The organism is Criibacterium bergeronii (genome assembly GCF_001693775.2).
Classification (GTDB): Bacteria; Bacillota; Clostridia; order Peptostreptococcales; family Filifactoraceae; genus Peptoanaerobacter; species Peptoanaerobacter bergeronii.
Window position 1 is genome coordinate 1 of sequence record NZ_MBEW02000023.1, and the last position, 19025, is coordinate 19025.

General features: G+C 32.1%; 19 protein-coding genes and 1 riboswitch. Of the genes, 2 read left to right on the top strand and 17 right to left on the bottom strand.

From position 1 onward, the window contains the following. Nucleotides 1-155 precede the first annotated feature (155 nt). The 15 genes from BBG48_RS08685 to BBG48_RS08755 form a co-directional block, all read right to left on the bottom strand. The gene (locus BBG48_RS08685) at nt 156-1430 is read right to left on the bottom strand and encodes an HlyD family efflux transporter periplasmic adaptor subunit (RefSeq protein ID WP_068913971.1); all 1275 of its coding nucleotides are present in this window, start codon (nt 1428-1430) and stop codon (nt 156-158) included. Nucleotides 1431-1678: 248 nt separating this feature from the next. After that, nucleotides 1679-2698, bottom strand: coding sequence for an NAD(P)H-dependent glycerol-3-phosphate dehydrogenase (locus tag BBG48_RS08690; protein WP_068913970.1), 1020 nt, complete (start codon nt 2696-2698; stop codon nt 1679-1681). 40 nt (nt 2699-2738) lie between these two features. Next, a complete protein-coding gene (plsY, locus tag BBG48_RS08695) occupies nt 2739-3329 on the bottom strand; it encodes a glycerol-3-phosphate 1-O-acyltransferase PlsY (protein WP_068913969.1) in 591 nt (196 codons plus the stop codon). Between the two features lie 11 nt (nt 3330-3340). Beyond that, entirely contained in the window at nt 3341-4204 is an 864-nt protein-coding gene (locus BBG48_RS08700) for a class I SAM-dependent methyltransferase (protein WP_068913968.1), read from the bottom strand. A gap of 11 nt (nt 4205-4215) precedes the next feature. Continuing rightward, nucleotides 4216-5145 (bottom strand): TIGR01212 family radical SAM protein, encoded by a 930-nt coding sequence (locus tag BBG48_RS08705; protein ID WP_068913967.1) that lies wholly within the window; start codon nt 5143-5145, stop codon nt 4216-4218. A gap of 323 nt (nt 5146-5468) precedes the next feature. Then, nucleotides 5469-5939 carry a Cys-tRNA(Pro) deacylase gene (gene ybaK / locus BBG48_RS08710; RefSeq protein WP_068913966.1) on the bottom strand — a complete coding sequence of 157 codons (471 nt, stop codon included), beginning with the start codon at nt 5937-5939 and terminating at the stop codon, nt 5469-5471. Between the two features lie 15 nt (nt 5940-5954). Continuing rightward, nucleotides 5955-6770 carry an undecaprenyl-diphosphate phosphatase gene (locus tag BBG48_RS08715; protein ID WP_068913965.1) on the bottom strand — a complete coding sequence of 272 codons (816 nt, stop codon included), beginning with the start codon at nt 6768-6770 and terminating at the stop codon, nt 5955-5957. A 98-nt stretch (nt 6771-6868) separates the two neighbouring features. Next, complete coding sequence (locus BBG48_RS08720) at nt 6869-7612, bottom strand: peptide arginase family protein (protein WP_068913964.1); 744 nt, start codon at nt 7610-7612, stop codon at nt 6869-6871. Beyond that, complete coding sequence (locus BBG48_RS08725; protein WP_068913963.1) at nt 7612-8202, bottom strand: lysine exporter LysO family protein; 591 nt, start codon at nt 8200-8202, stop codon at nt 7612-7614. Before BBG48_RS08725 ends, BBG48_RS08720 begins: the two co-directional genes overlap by 1 nt. Then, nucleotides 8199-8495, bottom strand: coding sequence for a LysO family transporter (locus BBG48_RS08730; protein ID WP_068913962.1), 297 nt, complete (start codon nt 8493-8495; stop codon nt 8199-8201). Before BBG48_RS08730 ends, BBG48_RS08725 begins: the two co-directional genes overlap by 4 nt. An 11-nt stretch (nt 8496-8506) precedes the next feature. Further along, the gene (locus BBG48_RS08735) at nt 8507-10141 is read right to left on the bottom strand and encodes a nucleoside kinase (RefSeq protein ID WP_068913961.1); all 1635 of its coding nucleotides are present in this window, start codon (nt 10139-10141) and stop codon (nt 8507-8509) included. A gap of 23 nt (nt 10142-10164) precedes the next feature. Further along, a complete protein-coding gene (gene prmC, locus BBG48_RS08740; RefSeq protein ID WP_068913960.1) occupies nt 10165-11019 on the bottom strand; it encodes a peptide chain release factor N(5)-glutamine methyltransferase in 855 nt (284 codons plus the stop codon). A gap of 305 nt (nt 11020-11324) precedes the next feature. Beyond that, on the bottom strand, nt 11325-11699 hold the full coding sequence (locus tag BBG48_RS08745) for a 23S rRNA (pseudouridine(1915)-N(3))-methyltransferase RlmH (protein WP_068913959.1): 375 nt from the start codon (nt 11697-11699) through the stop codon (nt 11325-11327). Continuing rightward, complete coding sequence (gene pepF, locus BBG48_RS08750; RefSeq protein ID WP_068913958.1) at nt 11700-13418, bottom strand: oligoendopeptidase F; 1719 nt, start codon at nt 13416-13418, stop codon at nt 11700-11702. 22 nt (nt 13419-13440) lie between these two features. After that, nucleotides 13441-13962 (bottom strand): Gx transporter family protein, encoded by a 522-nt coding sequence (locus BBG48_RS08755; protein WP_068913957.1) that lies wholly within the window; start codon nt 13960-13962, stop codon nt 13441-13443. Between the two features lie 338 nt (nt 13963-14300). On the opposite strand from BBG48_RS08755, the gene rpsT reads away from it, so the two are divergent. Next, nucleotides 14301-14570 (top strand): 30S ribosomal protein S20, encoded by a 270-nt coding sequence (gene rpsT, locus BBG48_RS08760; RefSeq protein WP_068913956.1) that lies wholly within the window; start codon nt 14301-14303, stop codon nt 14568-14570. Between the two features lie 40 nt (nt 14571-14610). Continuing rightward, nucleotides 14611-15519 carry an RluA family pseudouridine synthase gene (locus tag BBG48_RS08765; RefSeq protein WP_068913955.1) on the top strand — a complete coding sequence of 303 codons (909 nt, stop codon included), beginning with the start codon at nt 14611-14613 and terminating at the stop codon, nt 15517-15519. 137 nt (nt 15520-15656) lie between these two features. After that, a riboswitch (cobalamin riboswitch) is annotated at nt 15657-15880 on the top strand. Between the two features lie 461 nt (nt 15881-16341). On the opposite strand, the gene BBG48_RS08770 is transcribed toward BBG48_RS08765, so the two are convergent. Together BBG48_RS08770 and BBG48_RS08775 are read right to left on the bottom strand one after the other, a co-directional pair. Continuing rightward, nucleotides 16342-17391 carry a GGDEF domain-containing protein gene (locus tag BBG48_RS08770; protein WP_068913954.1) on the bottom strand — a complete coding sequence of 350 codons (1050 nt, stop codon included), beginning with the start codon at nt 17389-17391 and terminating at the stop codon, nt 16342-16344. A 170-nt stretch (nt 17392-17561) separates the two neighbouring features. Beyond that, nucleotides 17562-18782: a C40 family peptidase gene (locus BBG48_RS08775; RefSeq protein WP_068913953.1), complete on the bottom strand. Its 1221-nt coding sequence runs from the start codon at nt 18780-18782 to the stop codon at nt 17562-17564. Between the last annotated feature and the right edge of the window lie 243 nt (nt 18783-19025).

Here is a 19025-nt window from a genome sequence, read left to right on the forward strand (position 1 = left end):
TCTTATTCCTAAATCATATATTTGTTTTATTTCAGGCATATCTACAGTCTTACTTACTGCAATGAGTTTTACTTCCTGCTTATAAGGAGATTTTGATTTTGCCTCACCTATCAGGTACTGTACTTTTTCAAGATTTTGTTTTAAATCTTCACTCATTATTTTACCTTCTGTCCATCCTTAACATTTTTTGGTGTAAGTATTATATCGTCATATAAGCTTAGCTCGGTTGGACTGTTAACTTCATCAAATGAGTAACTTATAACTGTATTTTGCTCATCTGATAATAAAATGTTGTCCAGCTTAACAAAGTTTGCTGTGCCGGTCTTATCTACCTTGTAGACTCCTTTTTCACCATTGTCATCGACTATTGCATCGTTTGGAATTAAGAGTCCTTTTGCTGTAGAATAAATAATTTTTGCCTTATCCTTCCTATTTTTTAAATAATCATAATCATCAGACTCTACTTTGAAAAAACCGATAAACTCTCCGTTTTTATCTTTGTAAAAGTCATAAAAATAGGCATTTATAACCATGTCTTGTACTATGATGTCAAGCTTTGTGTCTCTTTTAATAGCCTCGATATCTTCAGGTCCTATGTCAGTTGCCATATAATAATAGTGATTACCTACTATGTAGGCAATCAAGTCTCCCTGATTTACTTTTGTTTGGTCAATTTTAACCAGCCTTGGGTTTGCATTTTTTAAATCTTTGACAGTTATATTTTTCATATTCGACATCGAAAATAAAGTCTCATATCCGTCATTAAAATAAGACAATGCTCCCGGCATTTCCGACTTTACATAAGATTTGCCATAATCTAGCTTTTTTCGTAGACTATCTCTTTGACTTATCAAAGAAGCCAAATTAGCAACGGGTGACTGAGTGTTTCCTGAAACAGCATTTGCTTGTGCAATTAACAAAGATAGCTCTGATTTGATGTTAGATACATATTTGAAGTCCTTAGTCTTTATCCTATCCTGCAAGTCCTCATATAAAGCTGCAATTTTATCTTGCAACTGTTTTGACTGAATTTCAGGTGAATAATTAATCGCACCATTTTGTAATGTGTCAATTTGCATATTGAGCTTGTTTAGCTCTGCTATTTCATTTTCACTATTTTGTGAGTCCTGTATTTTGCAAATCACTGCACCTTTAGGCACTCTTTGTCCTTGTGAATAAAACTTTGTTAAAATTCCGGCTTTTTCACTTTTTACAGATACATTATCTCTTATTACAACCATATCCTTGGTGATTGATTTTTTAACCTCGCCTAGGTCTACTGTGTAATGCTTTATTATGCTTTTTTTGATGTCAAACTGCAACCTTACGACTAAGCTGATTGCTATGGCAATAATTAAAAGAGAAAAAATCGCAAAATATGCAACTGCTTTTAATTTTATTTTTTTTCTTCTTGCTACTTTTTTAGACATATTATTTATTCCATATTTCTAGATATGCTCTTATATTTTACTACACTTTTCTACGAATTAAAAGCCTTTTTTGCAAAGTTTTTATAAGTCCATCCAAGTCATTCCAAATATTTTGGATAAAAACACATTATATGATAATTTAGCAATTGTTTAACACTACATATTGTGTCAATAATTCTTTTGAAATTTAAAAAAATTTTTACATCAATTTTTTTAATTTTTGATGTAAAAATTTTTTTACTGAAAATCTATGAATTTATGAACATATCCTCTGTCAAATTTTCTTCTTTCATATTTCTATTCATAAGTCTTTTTACTGTGTCTTTTATGTCGTGACTTTCATAAATCACATCATAAATTGCATCTGTAAGCGGCATTGAAATATTATTTGCTTTTGCAAACTCATATACAGCTTTTGTAGTAGGAATTCCCTCTACTACCATGTGGATTTGCTCAGTTATTTGTTTTGCATTGTAGCCTTTTGCAATCAACGCTCCAGCTCTTTTATTTCTTGACAGCTTAGAATTACAAGTCACTATTAAATCGCCAACACCGGTAAGCCCTAAAAATGTTAATGGATTTGCCCCAAGTTTTTTCCCAAACCTTGAAATTTCACTTATACCTCTTGTAATTATGGCTGCTCTTGTGTTAGCTCCATAGCCAATTGCATCGCTTATGCCGCTACCAAGTGCAATTATATTTTTTAATGCTCCGCCTACCTCAACTCCTATTACATCTGAATTGGTGTAAACTCTAAAATAATTATTTGAAAATATTTTTTGAACATCTTTTGATATTTCTTCTTTTTTTGATGCACACACCACTGCTGTCGGTATTTTAACGCTTACTTCTTCTGCGTGAGATGGTCCTGATAATACTACAAAATTCTCGTTTCCGATTACTTCTTCGTAAACCTGAGACAATAATAAATTCGTACCTAATTCTAAGCCTTTTGACACATTTACAACCACTGCATCCGGTTTTAAATGTGGTTTCATTTGTTTCAATACTTCTCTAGTTGCTTGAGATGTTACTGCAAGCACTACACACTCAGCACTTTGAGTAGCTTTTTTTAAATCGTAGGTATAAGTTATACCTTCCGGAAAAGTTATATTTTCTAAATATCTGCTATTTGTATGTTTTTGACTGAGTTCCTCATAATGCTTTTGCCCTTTTGTGTAAAGTGTAACGTCATGACCATTTTCATACAAAAGCAGTGCTAAAGTAGAACCCCAGCTACCTGCTCCGATTACAGAAATTTTTTTCATTTTGCCTCCCTATTATAATTTAGATTTAGAAATAGGCATATTATTTCTTAGAAAAGCTTAGTTTATTTTCGTTATGGTTCATTAATCTTTGTATGTTTGACTTATGCTTATAGGTTACTAATAGAAAAATAAAAATCGTGCATAAGATATATTTTATTTCATAGCCTGCTATAAACATCGCTATATTGATGTTAAAAAGGGTTACCATCGCTGATAGTGATACATATCTTTTTATGTATAATAAAATAAGTCCTATGATTGAGCATATAAATATTGGCACAAAAAATAATGCGTAATATACTCCAAGAGACGTGGCAACTCCTTTGCCCCCTCTAAATTTTAAAAATACTGGATATATATGCCCTAAAATTACGCATATAGATGCCATTAAGGCTGTCATCAAGCCGAAGTTTTTATTCACTAATAATGCTACTAAAAAGCCTTTGAAAAAATCGACCAAAAAAACTGCAAGTCCCATTTTTTTACCGCCTACTCTTAACGCATTGGTAGTACCTGCATTACCTGAGCCAAAATCTCTTATATCTTCATTTTTGAGAAATTTAGTAAAAATGTATGATGGGGAAATATTTCCTATAAAATAAGAAATAAAATAAATTATAAACTTATCCATAGCTTACTCCTTTAGTCACATCTAGCACAAATGCCACATGGCAAATAAACTTCCTCGTCTTTGATTGGCAGTGCCAATTCATCTGTTTGGATATTTTTAAATCTAGTTCTAATCGATGAACTTTTTACTATATTGTTAAGTGCCAAAGATGAAATATTTGTGGTATAAGAGCTTATTAATACGAATAACGGCTCGTCTGATAGAACTTTATTCACTTGTTCTAAAAGGTCGTTCAAGCTGTCTTCAATCTTCCATATTTGCCCGTTTGTACCTCTGCCATATGATGGAGGGTCCATAATTACTGCATCGTATTTATTTCCTCTTCGTATTTCTTTTTCCACGAATTTAAATACGTCGTCTACAATGTATCTGATAAAATTTTCTGATACTCCGCTTAGCTCTGCATTTTTCTTAGCTATTTGCGTCATGCCCTTTGACGCATCGACGTGAACTACTTCTACTGCTCCTGCTTTTGATGCACTTACAGTGGCACAACCAGTATAGGCAAAAAGGTTTAATACCTTGATTTTTCTATTTGCATTTTTTATTTTTTCAGCTGCATAATCCCAGTTGGCACTTTGCTCAGGAAAAATACCGGTGTGTTTAAAGCCTGTAGGTTTTACCATAAAGGTCAAGTCCTTATATGACACCTCCCAGCTCTCGGGCATAGGTCTTTTGTATTGCCAAGAGCCGCCACCACTGCTGCTACGATTGTAAAGTGCATCATATTTATTAAAATCACTCTCAGAGATTTTTCCTCTCCAAAATATGGTTGGGTCAGGTCTTTTTAATATAAACTTGTTCCAACGCTCAAGCTTTTGACCATCTTTTGCTCCAAGTATTTCATAATCTTCCCATTTATCAGATAATATCATTTAAACTCCTTTTATAAATCTCTAACGTTCTTTCCACCTAAATAATCACATTTACAGCCTTGAGTTAAATTATTTTTAGTCATAAATTCTTCAATATAATCTCTAATCTTCCACCAAGATATGCCGTAGTTGCAAAACACTGTATCTTCCTTTGGTGCACGACTTACTATTCTTTGTATGACAATATTTTCGTCAAGATACGCCAAAAACAAGGCCGATTTTTTTACATAATCGTCTACGTCTTTTAAATCCAATTTGCCCGCAAGATAATCTTTTTCCATTGAAGTATTTGGACAAATGTAAAGGCTGTGCATCTTTACAAAATCTACTTTTAAGGCAGATAATATTTTCGCCGCCTCTATTACATCTGTCAAATCGTCATATGGCAAGTTTAGTATCATGTGATTCGATATTGTAAAATCATACTTTTTTATCATCATCACTGCATCTATAAACTCTGCCAATGAATGACCTCTGTTTATTTTTTCAAGAGTTTTGTAATTTACACTCTGCAATCCCAGCTCTATACATATATCTGTGCCGGTTTCTTTGTGTATTTTATCTAAAATGTCCAAATATTTGTAATTTATGCAATCCGGTCTTGTAGATACAGCTATTTCCACCACGTCATCTCTTAGAGCATCAAGCATATATTTTTCAAATACTTCCGTATTCATAAAGGTATTTGTGTAGTTTTGAAAGTAGGCAGAAAATTTTTTTGCTCCATATCTTGGTCCAATATAGTTTATATTTTTTTCAAGCTGCTCTTTAACCCCAAGATTATTTTCTAAAGACTCATAGCCTACGGCATTTTGGGCACAAAAGGTGCACCCGCCCTCTTTTGTCCTGTTTGGGCAAGTGAGAGGAAGATTTATCGGTATCTTGTATACTTTTTCGCCATATTTATTTTTTAGGTAATCTGAATATTTATAGTATAACATTTTCGTCCAAAATCACAATTTTAAATAAAATCTTTTTCATTCCAAAATAAAGCAAGCTATTGCTCTAGGATGCTAGAAATGTACAAAAGTTAAACGAACCATATTTGAAAAACTCTGAAAAATCTCAGCGAATAAGTCGTAGAAGTTTCGAATGAAAATCAGGATGATTTTCAAGGCAAAATGTGGCAGGACGCCACTTTTTTGCCGGTCGAAACTTCACGGCTAAATGAGCTTGATTTTTCATTTTTGAAAATAGGTGAGTGAACTTTTGTATATTTCTATTTGTTGCTAGTAATAAAATATTACAAACTAATTTAGTTTATTCATTGGATAATATCCTCAGCTTGTATATCAAAATTTTCTATCAAAGTCTTTGGTTCTATTTCTACTTGACAGCCTAGAGCTCCTCCGCTGACTAAAATAGTCTCTTGATTTAAGGCTGAGTCATGTATAAAAGTTTTGTATTCTTTCCTCATGCCTACAGGTGAACAGCCACCTTTTATATATCCTGTTACTTTTTTTAGGTCATTTGGATTTATCATGTGTATATTTTTTTCACCCGCCAATTTTGCAGCTTTTTTTAGTGAAAGCTCAGCATCTGATGGTAAAATAAATACATAGTATTCTTTTTCTCCCTGAGTGACTAAGGTTTTGAACACTCTTTCATTGGCAAACCCCACTTTCCCCGCCACTTCTGTACCTGACATAAAGCCTTTGCTGTCATATTCATGGGCAGTGTAATTTATATTTTTTTCTTCTAAAATTCTCATTGCATTTGTCTTTTTTGTTTTCATTTTACACCATTACTTCTATTTTGCAATAAAATATATAACAACTATGACAGCCAGCGCTATTCTGTAAATTCCAAATGGCACAAAGTCGTGCTCTTTTATATATCTCATGAATTTTTTTATAACGACAAGTGCAACTATAAAAGATAAAACCATTCCAAGCACTATCAAAAATACTTCAAAGCCGGTAATCGGTATACCCTTTACAAATATTTTCACTACTTTTAACAAGGTTGCACCAAACATTGTAGGTATTGCCAAGAAAAATGAAAACTCAGCAGCTACTTTTCTATTGCAACCAAGCAGCATTGCACCGATAATAGTTGCCGCAGAACGTGAAGTGCCCGGTATCATTGCAAAGCACTGTGCTATACCAATCAAAAACGCAGTCCTGTAGCTCATGCCTGATAGATTAATTATTGTTGCTTTTTTATTCATTTTTTCAAGCAGTATTATACCAATACCCCAAATAAACAGCATAGCCGCAACTACATAGGAATTCATAAGGTGTGCATCTATAAAATCATCAAATTTAAGTCCAAGTATGACAGCAGGTAACACACCTACAATTACCAACCCCCACGTTCTTAATGTCTCTTTTTTTTGAGCCTCTTTTTTTTCTTTTGAAAAAGGATTTAGCCTGCTAAAGTACAACACTACCACGGACATTATCGCCCCAAGCTGTATTATTATTGAAAAAATATTTGCAAAGCTTTCCGGCTCTAGCTTGATAAATTCATTTACCAAAATTAAGTGACCGGTAGAGCTTATCGGTAAAAACTCTGTCAACCCCTCTACAAAAGAAAGCAAAATTACCTTTAAAATGTCAATCATATAATCTCCTAAAATATTGATTAAGCTTATAAAAATACATAAATTCCATTAGAAATTTTACAGCTTAATCCTTAACAAAACTTAAACGCTTTTTATAATTAACCAAATGTTTGCTTTAAAATTTCAAAAAGATATTTTTTAGCTCTTTCAAACTCAATAAAATATGGACTAGTGGCAATCGTCACAATAGATGCCCTATCAAAGCACCTTGAGATAGCAGCTATTTTAAGCTCATCGTTTAGATACTCCATATCCCTGCTGAAAAAATCCAAGTCAATATCCAGTATAGCGTCTTGTATACCCATTATCTGTTTATTTATTTCCTCTAGCTTGTATGAAGAGTCAATAATTTTTACTTCGCTGATAATATTTTCTTTTAACAATGGCACAATAAAATTGCCAACATCTAGCTCATAATTTGTGTAATACAAGTCTAAGTCAATAGCATTATCAGAATTTTTCTTTATAAATTCTTTATACAATAAATTTGGCTCTCTCATATCCTTGTGCTGGTCAAAATGAATTAATGGAAGTGGTGTGCCTGAGTAATTAGTTTTTATAAAATAAAACGCATGGTTGTGATTGTCAAAAATATAAATTTTTTTGCCTAAATATTCAAAGTATAAAAAATTTTTTATTCCCTTTATTTGAATTAATTTATTTTTTTCTTCATCAAATTCGGCAAAGGCGGTTGAATTCCCTTCTAAAAAATATTTTTTTACATCTGACAAATTTGCCTCTATTTTAATTAAAGGTGCTACATATATTTTTTTATCCTCACGCTTATCATACGAAAAGAAATTATTGCCACAACACTGCTCAATATAAAACCCACCGTACATTATTTAAACCCTATATTTATAAAAATTTCTACCAAGGCAGGTACTACTATAATCAGGATTGCTCCGTTAGCAAAAGCTATTATGGTAGTGTCTTCGTTGGTACTTCTTGATATTACAGGTAATGTAGTATCCATGCTGGTTGCTCCGCCGGCTGATACCGACTCCAAAAATCCAACATATCTTGCTATAAATGGGATAGTAGCTATTGCAAATATCTCTCTAAATACATTTATCATAAGAGCCATTGCAGCTAGTCCTATATCATAATCAGAAATCATTATAGCTGACAAAGAATACCAGCCTAGACCTGACGCCATAAGACCGGATTGCCAAAAATTAAATCCCGCAAAGCCTCCTAAAAGCATCGCACCAACTATAGAGCCAATAGAGATAAAAATTGGCATAGCAAACACATCTATTATCAAATGTTTTTTTAATTTTCTGCCATTTAAGCTATATCCTACGCTAAGACCCGATACAAATACGATTGCATAGCTTAGCGGCTCAATCAAGATTGATGCCTCAGTCAGAATTTTAACATCAAATAAATATCCAAGTATTGCTCCTAATAAAACTGATACAAGTATCATTTGTCCACCCTCTTTATAAATTTTTTTCTTAAAGTGGTGTATATTTTTACAGAAAAAACACTGGAAATTATTATTACAGATGCCATAAATGCCGCCCTAAAGCCCAAAGAGGATAAATTGTCTGTAACCGACTTGTTTTTGCCAATACCCACTCCCATTACGAAGAGTAACAAAAATATTATGGCATTTTGTACTAAGCCAAGCCTATTTTTTAGTATATTTTCCAAAAAGCCTTTTTTGCCTAAGGCTACTCCTACTAACATTATAGCAATGTATATTATTAATCTTGTCATTTTACCTACCCTTAATCTACCAGTTTACTTCCACCTATAAATTCTCTCAAAATGGATGTATTTGGTATATCACTTTCGTCTTCTATGCTCAAGAAATATTTTGTGAATTTAAGTATTTTTTTAGCCTCTTTATAATAAATTGAATTCTTATCAATAGCTTTTAAAAGTGGCTCAATATATTTTTTCATAGCCGCAATTTCATATATTAGTGCCGTATTAAACATAGTGTCTGCATTTTCTTGGAATACAAATATATTATTTCTTTCGCCCTCATTTACCTTGTCCCACATAGAAAGAGTCAATTCTGCACCATACCCTCTATGGGCATTATCTCTTATTATTCTCCTGATTAACCTTACATCTGTTGTAGAAATCCTGTTGTGGTTGTCTAAATTAAGCTGAGTTAGCTCAGAAACGTATATTCTGTATTTATAAACAGCACTGATTGACTCTGTTAAAATTGGATTTAGTCCGTGAATTCCTTCTATAATTATCGGCTGGTCTTTTCCCACACTTGTCAGGATGCCTTCTTTTTTCCTAGTGCCGGTGATAAAATCATATATAGGCAGTTCTACTTCTTTTTCCTCTAAAAGATTATTTAAATCCTCATTAAATTTTTCTATATCAAGAGCATTGATTGACTCAAAATCATTAGTCAGATTTTTATCCCTGTCAATATAATAATTGTCCATAGAAATTGATACCGGATATTTTTTTGAGGCAACAAGCTGTATTTTTAGTCTTTGGGCAAAGGAGGTCTTGCCTGAGGAGGATGGTCCTGCTACTAGGATTATTCTCTTGTTTTCTCTGACAATCTGATTTACTATGTCACAAATCTTTTTTTCATGATAAGCCTCTGTATATCTTATAATATCATGATACTGTCCGTTTTCTATAGCATGATTTAGCTCAAGTGCGGTAGGCATTTTTATTACATCAGCCCAATCTTTCGCTTCTTGATAAATGGCAAAAAGTCTAGGCTGATTTCTAAATTCTGTTACTTTATCAGGATTTTTAATATCCGGACCAAGTAATACTATGCCTGCATTATAAATTCTTAAATCAAATTTATTTAGATAAGAGGTATTTGGGAGCATATATCCGTAAAAATAATTTTTGTAGCCATCAAGTCCGTAGATTGGTACGGTATCCTCTGTGTCTCTATATCCAAGCAGTCCCTCTTTTTTGTGTTCACTTTGCATATTATATATTCTGCTGGCTTGGTTAAAGGGCAGTTTATATTTTACGATTGGCTTTTTTTCTTTGATTAGCTTTTCCATTTCGTCTTTTATACTCTGAGTGTATGCCCTGTTTACCTGAGAGGAGGAGTTTTTTATATTGCAAAATAATCCGTTAGAAAGCGAATGTTCAATCGTGCAGATTGCATTTTCATCAAATTTTTTTAGAGCTACTAGAAATGCAAAGGATAATGTCCTCATATAAATATTTCTAGCATCTTTGTCAAGTAAGTCAAGAAACTCTACACTGTCTCCATCATGTATGACCTCTGACAATTCTTTTAGATTGTTATTAACCAGCACTGCTGAAATATCGTATTTCTTATGTATATCATTTTTAATCATGAATTCTTCAAAAGTGGTATTTACTGCTACTTCATATGATTTTCCATCGTAATTTACTTTCATTTGCTATCTCCCTGACATTAAAATTATATAAATTTTGCTATAATCACTCTGTCATATCCTGCTAAGTCCTTTACTACCTTCAATTTTACATTTATATTATGCTTGCTAAATAAATTACTGACATCATCTTTTTGGTCATAACCTATTTCTAAAAATAAATAGCCGTCTTTATTTAGAAATGCTTTGGCATCTCTTATAATTTTGTCATAAAATTCTATACCACTTTCTCCGCCATCTAGGGCATTTAGTGGCTCATAGTTTTTTATCTTTGGGTCAAGCCTTTGTATTTCATCAGTCCTTATATATGGGGGGTTTGAAATAATAAAGTCATATTTTTCGTTTACTTTGCTGTAGATGTCTGATTTTAATACCTTTAGTCTTGGATAGACGCCTAACTCTACCGCATTTTTTGTGGTAAGTCTAATCGCATCGCAGTTTATGTCTACAGCTGTCATATTTAGATTTTCGATTTTTTTTAGTAAGGAAATAGAAATTATACCACTTCCAGCACCTATTTCCAAGCCTGTTGTTGTATCTTTTGCATATTTTTTTTCTTGGTTTAAAGCATTTATAGCCTCTGTTACCAGCACCTCAGTGTCACTTCTTGGTATCAATACGTTTTGTGTCACATAAAAATCCATGCCCATAAAGTCTCTTTTGCCAATTATATAGTGGATTGGCTCATTGTTTGTCAATCTCTCCACATAGCCTTTTATTTTTTCAGCTTGTCTGTTGTTTATTTCATCGTCCATGTTTAGTTTTATGTAAATTCTGTCTTTTTCCAAAACATAGGCGATAATCATTTCGGTCAAAAGAAATTTTTCTTCGTCATTATTAAGTTTTTCCAAGCTGTACTTATAAATATCTTTGATTTTCATAGATACCTTTTTATTTAAAATTAATATTTTTTATTTTTTTAAACAAATCGCCCTATTAATAATATGAAAGAGCAAACAAGCATAGCCGAAATCCCCATAAGCTCCAATAAATTTTTACTTGTTCTTTCTTTTTTTATATCTAGTTAACCTAATTTGAACTCCAGTAACAAAGGCTATTACCAAAATAATATAAGCTCCTGTTTTTAACATTTATTTTTCCAATCTAAATAGACTTGTTGCCAATACTACCTTTTTACGATTTTCCTGACCTCAGGAAAATCGTAAAAAGACTTATTTATCAACATTTACTTATGATAAGCCTCATTATTATTTATCTTAAATGCTCTATAGATTTGTTCTAAAAGCATACAAAGTTTCATGTCTTCAGATGCTTCTAGGCTTGTCAATGTAAAGTCATAATCTGTATTGTCAGGTTTTTCGCCTGTGAAAAACGCTATATCTGAGTTGCCATCTATCATTATGTCTGATAATTTTTTTGCCAAGTCTTCGGAGGTGATGTATTTATTTTTTGCATTTACAAAAATTTTATAAGCTTTTTGGCTGTCGGCTTTTTCTACGATTTTAAGGTTGCAGTAGCCTGACAGCCTTTTCTTGTACTCTTTGGTGACTTCACTCATATTTTTTTCTTCAGGTCTTTTGGTGATAATTTGTATATTCATTTATTTTAGCTCATTCACTGTCTTTACAAAGGCATCTAAGGCCTTTGCCACTGTTTCTTTTTTGCTGATATCTACTCCTGCCATTTTTAGCTGTTCTATTGGATAATTTTTATTGCCATCTTTTAAGAAGTTAAGATAGTCGATTGGCTCTGCGTCAGCATTCAAAATATTTTGAGATAATACGCTGGCACACACAAATCCTGTGGCATATTTATATACATAGTAATCTGAATAAAAATGTGGAATTCTTGCCCATTCTCTAGCGATGCCGTCTGAGTGGCTTACTGTTGGATAATATTTTTTGTTGAGGTTAAAATATATTTCGTCCAGCATATCCGCTGTCAGAGCCTCATCATTTGCAACCTTACTATGAACTATTTTTTCAAACTCTGCAAACATCGTCTGTCTGAACACTGTAGTCCTGTATTGTTCCAAATTATATAGTATTATTGATTGTTTTTCGTCCTCATCCTTTAATGTGTCTTTTAAATAATTAAATAATAGTAATTCATTTGTAGTAGACGCAACCTCTGCGACGAAGATTGTATAATTTGACTGATAATATGGATTATTTTTTCTTGAATAATAGCTGTGCATCGAATGTCCAAGCTCGTGAGCCAATGTAAACACACTGCTGATATTATCAGTATAATTTAAAAGTATATATGGGTCTGTGTCGTATGTGCCAAAGGAATATCCGCCTGATTTTTTGCCGTCCTTTGGGTATACATCTATCCAGTTGCTTTCAAGTCCATTTGCTAAAATATCGCTATAGTCTTTGCCAAGTGGTTTTAAAGCCTCTTTTACTAGAGTTTTCCCTTGTTCATAGCTGTATTTTTTTTGATTTTTATCTGATAACTCCACATATAAATCGTAATTTGAAATCTCCTCTAAGCCTAGTTTTTTCTTTTTATAGTCAATATATTTTGACAAATCTGGAATATAATCTGTTACTGCGTCTATTAATGAATCATAAACCTGTTCATCAATATTATCCGCAAAAAGCTCTTCATTTCTATTAGATGTAAATTTTCTCAGTTTTGCAATTTTTTCTTTGGCTTTAACGTGCGAATAGTAATTTGAAGAAAATGTGTTGATATATTTCCCATAAGTGTCGTGCATCAGCTCAAAGGACTCTTTTCTAAGCTCTGTATCCTTGTCTTGTTGGAAATTTATATAATTTGCGTGAGAAAGCTCCTTGCCATTTTTTAATTTTCCAAATTGCATATCTGCATAGGATAGCATATAGTAATTATTTTCTGAGTCATTTGCTATATCTTCAGTCACGCTTAATATTTCTTCCTCTTGCTTTGAAAGAATGTGCTGTTTTTTTCTAAGAATTCTTGTCACTACCTGTGCGTAATCTTTTTTATCTGTGGTATTTAAAAATTTATTTATAGTTTCATCGTCAAGCCCTATAATCATTGGCTCAAGGCTGGAAAACACATTGTTTACCTTAGCAGATAAAGCCTCTATTTCTAAAGAAAGTTTAACGCTGTCCTGATTTTTTGCATTTTCGTCTTTTTTCATCATAGAATAAGCATATAGCTTAGAAATCATTTTGCTAGCTTTTTGTGCTATAGTCAAAACTTTTTCTATATCCTTATTTTCTACTTCCTTGCTGTAAATTTGTAAGTATTCATTAATTTTTTGTTTATCTACTTCTATTTCTTCATTATTTTTATAAATTTTACTTAAATCCCAATCGTACTTTGTCATTTTATCTCCAATTCATAATATTTTAATACATATTCTGATACTTCATAATGTCTTGCAACCTATCAATAAAAAATATAGCAGTTAATCCTACAAATATGCCGGTCAACATTGACATAATGCTGACGTACGGCAAATAGTAAAATATTTTATTGTTTTGAATTATAAATGCCGCCACAATCAATTGCCCTATATTGAAAAAAAACGAACCTGCCATAGATATTCCAAGAATACTTATTGATTTTAAATTAATTTTTTTTAAAGCCAGCATAACTGCAAGACTTGACAAGCTACCCACCAAGCTGTATAACATCGCAGATATCCCGCCAAAAAAAAGCGAAGATATAAACACTCTTATAACAAGCACCACAAATGCTGTATATGCTCCAAAAATATACAAACAGGCAAGAGTGATAACATTTGACAACCCCAGCTTTACACCCGGTGCTATAAAATCCAGCGATGGCAGTGCAAATTCAACTTTGTATATAATTATTGAAATAGCAATTAACATTGACACTAACGTCAACTTTCTAGTTTTGTTCATTTATTTTTCCATACAAATTCTTTAAAATATAGTTATTCACAATAATTCTACCATTATTAAACTAAAATGTAAACAATAAGGAAATATGTTAAAATTATTCCTCAGTGGATATAATAAACCTGACAGACTAATTTTTATTTAAAATCAAAAAATTTATACACAACAATTAAAATTTGTGATATAATGTAATACCTGTTGAAATAATTCTTTAACATTAATTATCAAAAATTACCTTTACAATTGTTATATTTTTTGTTAAAATATAGATTGTTAAATTTGTGTGAATTTGTATTTCGGCTAATCTAAATACATAACGCTAGTAAATGGAGGTGAAAAAATTGGCAAACATTAAATCTGCAAAGAAAAGAATTAGAGTTATTCAAAGAAAAACTCTTATCAATAAAATGAGGGTATCCCAAGTTAAAACAGCTATAAAGAATTTTGATAAAGCTCTTATGGATGGTGATTTTGATCTAGCTCAAGAAAAGCTTAGATTTGTGCAAAAGAAAATCAACCAAGTAGCAAGCAAGGGTTCTATCCACAAAAATGCAGCAGCTAGAAAAATTTCTAGACTTACTAAAAAACTTAACGCTGCTAAACAAGCGTAAGCACAAACAACCGCAAGGTTGTTTTTTTTTAAGGAGATTTATGTATCTACAAGATAAGCAAAAATATAATGAATTTGTATATATAAGCGAAGAAGATATACACATCAAGCATCTTATGCTGGATAAAATGCACTTTTCCATACGTCAAATCGCCCGCATCAAAAAAAATGACGATGTGCTTACTATCAACGATAAGCCAATGCCTAAAAATGGAAAAATTAAAAAAGGCGATATACTAAAATTAGTCCTAGCAGACGAAAAAAACGAATATTTGCCCCAAAATAAAAAGCTCAAAGTCTTATATGAAGATGAAGATTTATTAATAATCGATAAACCCCCATTCACTGTAGTTCATCCAACAAAATCTCATCAAGAGGATACCCTACTTAATTATATAGAATATTATTTCGAACAAAATAATATAAATTCCAAGGTCAGATTTATCAGCAGATTAGATAGAGATACCTCAGGTATAATCAGCGTGGCAAAAAATTCCTTTTCCCATTATGCACTATCCCAAGGCTATTTGTCTAATAAAATAAAAAAATATTATACAGCCATCACAAACAGTACGCCAAAAGAAAAAGACGGCGTAATTGACGCACCTATATATAAAGACGGCGATGATATAAAAAGAATAATTGACCCAAAAGGTCAAGCGGCAATAACCTACTATGATGTGCAAAAAGCCTCAGACAATTTTTCTATAATAAAACTCCTCCTTGGTACAGGCAGAACCCATCAAATAAGAGTACACCTGTCGCACATAGGTTGCCCAATAATAGGCGATGAGCTTTATAATGCCAATTATGACCCTGCACTGTTAAACAGACAGGCACTTCACTGCTCAGATTTGGAAATAATGTCTCCTAGGAGTGAAAAAATCATAAAACTGCATTCTGATTTGCCAAACGATATGCAAGAGCTGATAAATAAATTGAAAAAATAATCTCTATACCGATATTGACAATCAATACTGAAAAATGTATAAATATCGACTTTTTATAGAACATATTGTATTATGATATAAATTATATATTTATGATTAAAGATTTTCTTTTAAATTTTTATATAAAATTTACAAACTTAAAATAATTATATTTCTGTGGCTGTATTTATGTATAGTGAATATAGATTAACAAGGGAATTGGGTTAAATGCCCAAACGGTACCGCCGCTGTAAATGCAAATGTCCACTTTTTATTGATGAAAATCAGTCATTGGGTAAACCTGAGAAGGCAAAAATTGGACGCGAAGATTAAAGACTTAATAAGCATGATTCAGAAGACCTACAGAACTAATGTAGCTTTATTTTTAAAGTCACCTATAATGGCGCAGAAATTCGGCTGTGGCAAACTTATATGTTGCCATAGCTTTTTTGTGAGGTGATTTTTATTGACTACTTGGATAGTTTTATTTGCCTTAATTATCATTTTAATAATTTTTTTAAAAACCCGCTTATAGACTTTTATTATCAAAAAGCACATAAAAAAATAGTAAAAGTCACACCCATGACCACGGTTCATTTGTTTCAATTGACTATTTGGCTTACTCCTCTAATTTAAGACATTGGAATTCAAATTTCAAATTTGTACTGTCACTTTTAACTATAGTTTTTTCGCTTACGCTAAATAAATGACGATGGATGTGCCCGCTTTTTACAAGACACCTCCATCGTCCTTTTTTCTAATTTTATAGGACAATCTTGTGTCCTATAAAAAATTATTTTTTATAATATTACCTGTCAATTTTTACTCTTTTAGCATTACAACTTATTCATGATTTAAGCTTTTCATTAATTGCTTGTTTTTATACATATTTTTATCCGCAATATCCATCAGGATTTGGCTGGAGCAATCCGGATAATCTAATGAAAAGGCATATCCATATGCAAATTGAATTTTAATAGTTTTCCCATCTTGAGTAAAATTAAGATTTTTAGAATTGTTATTTAAATTATCCAAAAATTTTTGTATATCCTCTTTAGTAGTATTTTCATAAATCCCAATGAACTCATCGCCTCCAAATCTCCCAATAAACATAGAAGATGGGCTTACTTGCCTTAAAAAGCTGGCAAAGCTCAAAATTAGAAAATCTCCCCACTGATGACCTAAGGTGTCATTTATAACTTTCAGATTGTTCAAATCAAACATAAAACAGCAAATATTTTTTTCTTGCAGCGAAGAATTTACTTCCTTGAGTTTTTCTTCACAACGTCTCTTATTTGGCAGCCCAGTATTTACATCTATATATGTAATACTGTCAAGATATTTGTTTTTTCGAATGGTCTTGACTGTAGTCCACGTCAAGCATATCAAGACTATCACAATCAACAATATAATCAGCACTTCAAGAATTCGTATGCTTTTTGCTACACCATCTGAATACAATTCAGCAGATGAAACAGTTTCATTTGCCAAATTAAAATATTCTTCACTGGATTGATAAAGCATATCTTTTTGTTTAGGGTCATTTCTAGCGAGCAGTATGTCCTGTTTCAATTTTTGCCAGTAATCATTTTGTATCTGCAAATTTTTTAAATAAAGCTCATCTTGTAAGACTGTAAGCGAATACTCCCCTTCACCGGTTCTTAGCTCATACAAAATATTGTCCATTCGCTTTATTGCTGCATCATCTGCAATTCCATACAATTCTTTTTTTATAATTCTCTGAGTTGCACCACGAACTATACCGTTATAGTTTATAACTTTTGCGTTGCCTTGTATATGATTGACCTCTGCCATCATCATGATTACAAGACCAAATAGAGCAAGCCCTATAAATATAAAAAATATATATTTATTGTTTTCTTTTTTACGCACTATTTCCCTCCTAATTATATTTTATTCTAAAAATTTAAATTCAGCTTTCAATGTTTTACCATAATTATACCATTTATGTTGAAGTTTTAACAGAAAAAAATATTAAAAAAAGCTTGTTTTCAGATTATCCAAAAACAAGCTTTTTTAATATTAATAATTCTATTTTGTGATTATAAAACTCTAGTACCAAATAAGAAGTTTCTAGTGTCTATGCTACCATATCTTATGTGGTCACCCGGCTTTGGAGCGTGTATCATTTGTCCTGCGCCAACATATATACCAACGTGTCCTGGGAAGTGTACTAAGTCACCCGGTCTTAATTGTGAACGTGAAACTCTTTTACCGACATTTACCATTGCATATGTTGTTCTAGGTAAATAAACTCCTCTTTGTGCGTATACATATTGCACAAATCCTGAGCAGTCAAACCCTCTTGGAGTAGTACCGCCCCAAACATAAGGTACTCCTAAATATTTTTGAGCTATAGAAACTACCGGAGCAACCTTTGGTTTTGTACCTATCGCTATAACTTTATCAACTGCTGCAGTAACCACTGCCTCACTCATAACCTGACTGTCTACTACTGTACCATTTATTTCTGTTACTATACTATTTACCGACTTAATACCATTTGAGCCTTCAACCTTTACTCTTGTTTGACCCTCATACATTGTAGGGTCGGTAACTGTCATTACACCCTTATATATTGGTCTTGAAGAAGATTGCTCATAAGTAGTCTTAACATCAAATGTCGGCTTTACTTTATCGGACGCATTTTCTTTTGTTATATATGACATCGCCTGTTCGTAGTTTAATATCTTATCTACTGGCACATTGTCAGATTGTATCAAAGAAATATTGCTTATTACTTCTGCTTTTGCATTCTTTTTACCTTGAATGTATGGCTTTTTAATCCCTTCTAAGATATTTGCCATTGACTCCTTAGAGTCTATAGCAAAAGCTATGCCTGAGTCTGTTTTAAGTACATATGCAGGCTTTTTAATGACTATCATTGAGGATACCATGACTTTAAGGTCGTCAGGATTTACTATTTTATTTTTCCCAAGTCTCCCTTTTACAAAGTCAACGTCCATGTCATAATGTATATTATCTCCCTTTGTAACTCTTAAATCCTGTTCCAAAGATGTCAACACACTCATGACTGCACTTGGGCTCTTTGTAAAGCCTACTGGAGTTCCGTTAACTCTTATTTCATATCCAATGCCAGGTTTTATAGTGAATAGAGCAAGCCCTATTGCCATCATCAATACCATTAACACGAAGTAAAATTTGTTTTGGTTTACTCTTTTTCTAAGAGTAAGCATATTACGTCTAAATTTATATTTACCTGCTGTCCCTACTATCTCACGAAAGTCATTATTCTTTATCATTTATAATCTCCCAGTATATAATTAAATCCACATCCAAATACGGAGTATAAATAAAATTACATCTTAAAAAATTTATCTGATTACCAATATGTAACTCTATCTTAATATGACAAATTCATTACATAATTTTTAACTTATTGAATTATATCACATATTAAATAAAAAGGGAATAAAAATTTATATAACAAATAACATTTTGTAACTTTTTTATTTGAGTTTTGAAACTATTTTGATTTTTTTATT

Coding starts and splice junctions, on each gene's coding strand:
- BBG48_RS08685 (WP_068913971.1), bottom strand. CDS start 1,430: ATGTCTAAAAAAGTAGCAAGAAGAAAAAAAATAAAATTAAAAGCAGTT.
- BBG48_RS08735 (WP_068913961.1), bottom strand. CDS start 10,141: ATGAAAGTAAATTACGATGGAAAATCATATGAAGTAGCAGTAAATACC.
- BBG48_RS08775 (WP_068913953.1), bottom strand. CDS start 18,782: ATGATAAAGAATAATGACTTTCGTGAGATAGTAGGGACAGCAGGTAAA.
- BBG48_RS08690 (WP_068913970.1), bottom strand. CDS start 2,698: ATGAAAAAAATTTCTGTAATCGGAGCAGGTAGCTGGGGTTCTACTTTA.
- prmC (WP_068913960.1), bottom strand. CDS start 11,019: ATGAAAATCAAAGATATTTATAAGTACAGCTTGGAAAAACTTAATAAT.
- BBG48_RS08745 (WP_068913959.1), bottom strand. CDS start 11,699: ATGAATATACAAATTATCACCAAAAGACCTGAAGAAAAAAATATGAGT.
- ybaK (WP_068913966.1), bottom strand. CDS start 5,939: ATGAAAACAAAAAAGACAAATGCAATGAGAATTTTAGAAGAAAAAAAT.
- BBG48_RS08730 (WP_068913962.1), bottom strand. CDS start 8,495: ATGACAAGATTAATAATATACATTGCTATAATGTTAGTAGGAGTAGCC.
- BBG48_RS08765 (WP_068913955.1), top strand. CDS start 14,611: ATGTATCTACAAGATAAGCAAAAATATAATGAATTTGTATATATAAGC.
- BBG48_RS08720 (WP_068913964.1), bottom strand. CDS start 7,612: ATGTACGGTGGGTTTTATATTGAGCAGTGTTGTGGCAATAATTTCTTT.
- pepF (WP_068913958.1), bottom strand. CDS start 13,418: ATGACAAAGTACGATTGGGATTTAAGTAAAATTTATAAAAATAATGAA.
- BBG48_RS08725 (WP_068913963.1), bottom strand. CDS start 8,202: ATGATACTTGTATCAGTTTTATTAGGAGCAATACTTGGATATTTATTT.
- BBG48_RS08700 (WP_068913968.1), bottom strand. CDS start 4,204: ATGATATTATCTGATAAATGGGAAGATTATGAAATACTTGGAGCAAAA.
- BBG48_RS08705 (WP_068913967.1), bottom strand. CDS start 5,145: ATGTTATACTATAAATATTCAGATTACCTAAAAAATAAATATGGCGAA.
- BBG48_RS08755 (WP_068913957.1), bottom strand. CDS start 13,962: ATGAACAAAACTAGAAAGTTGACGTTAGTGTCAATGTTAATTGCTATT.
- BBG48_RS08715 (WP_068913965.1), bottom strand. CDS start 6,770: ATGATTGACATTTTAAAGGTAATTTTGCTTTCTTTTGTAGAGGGGTTG.
- plsY (WP_068913969.1), bottom strand. CDS start 3,329: ATGGATAAGTTTATAATTTATTTTATTTCTTATTTTATAGGAAATATT.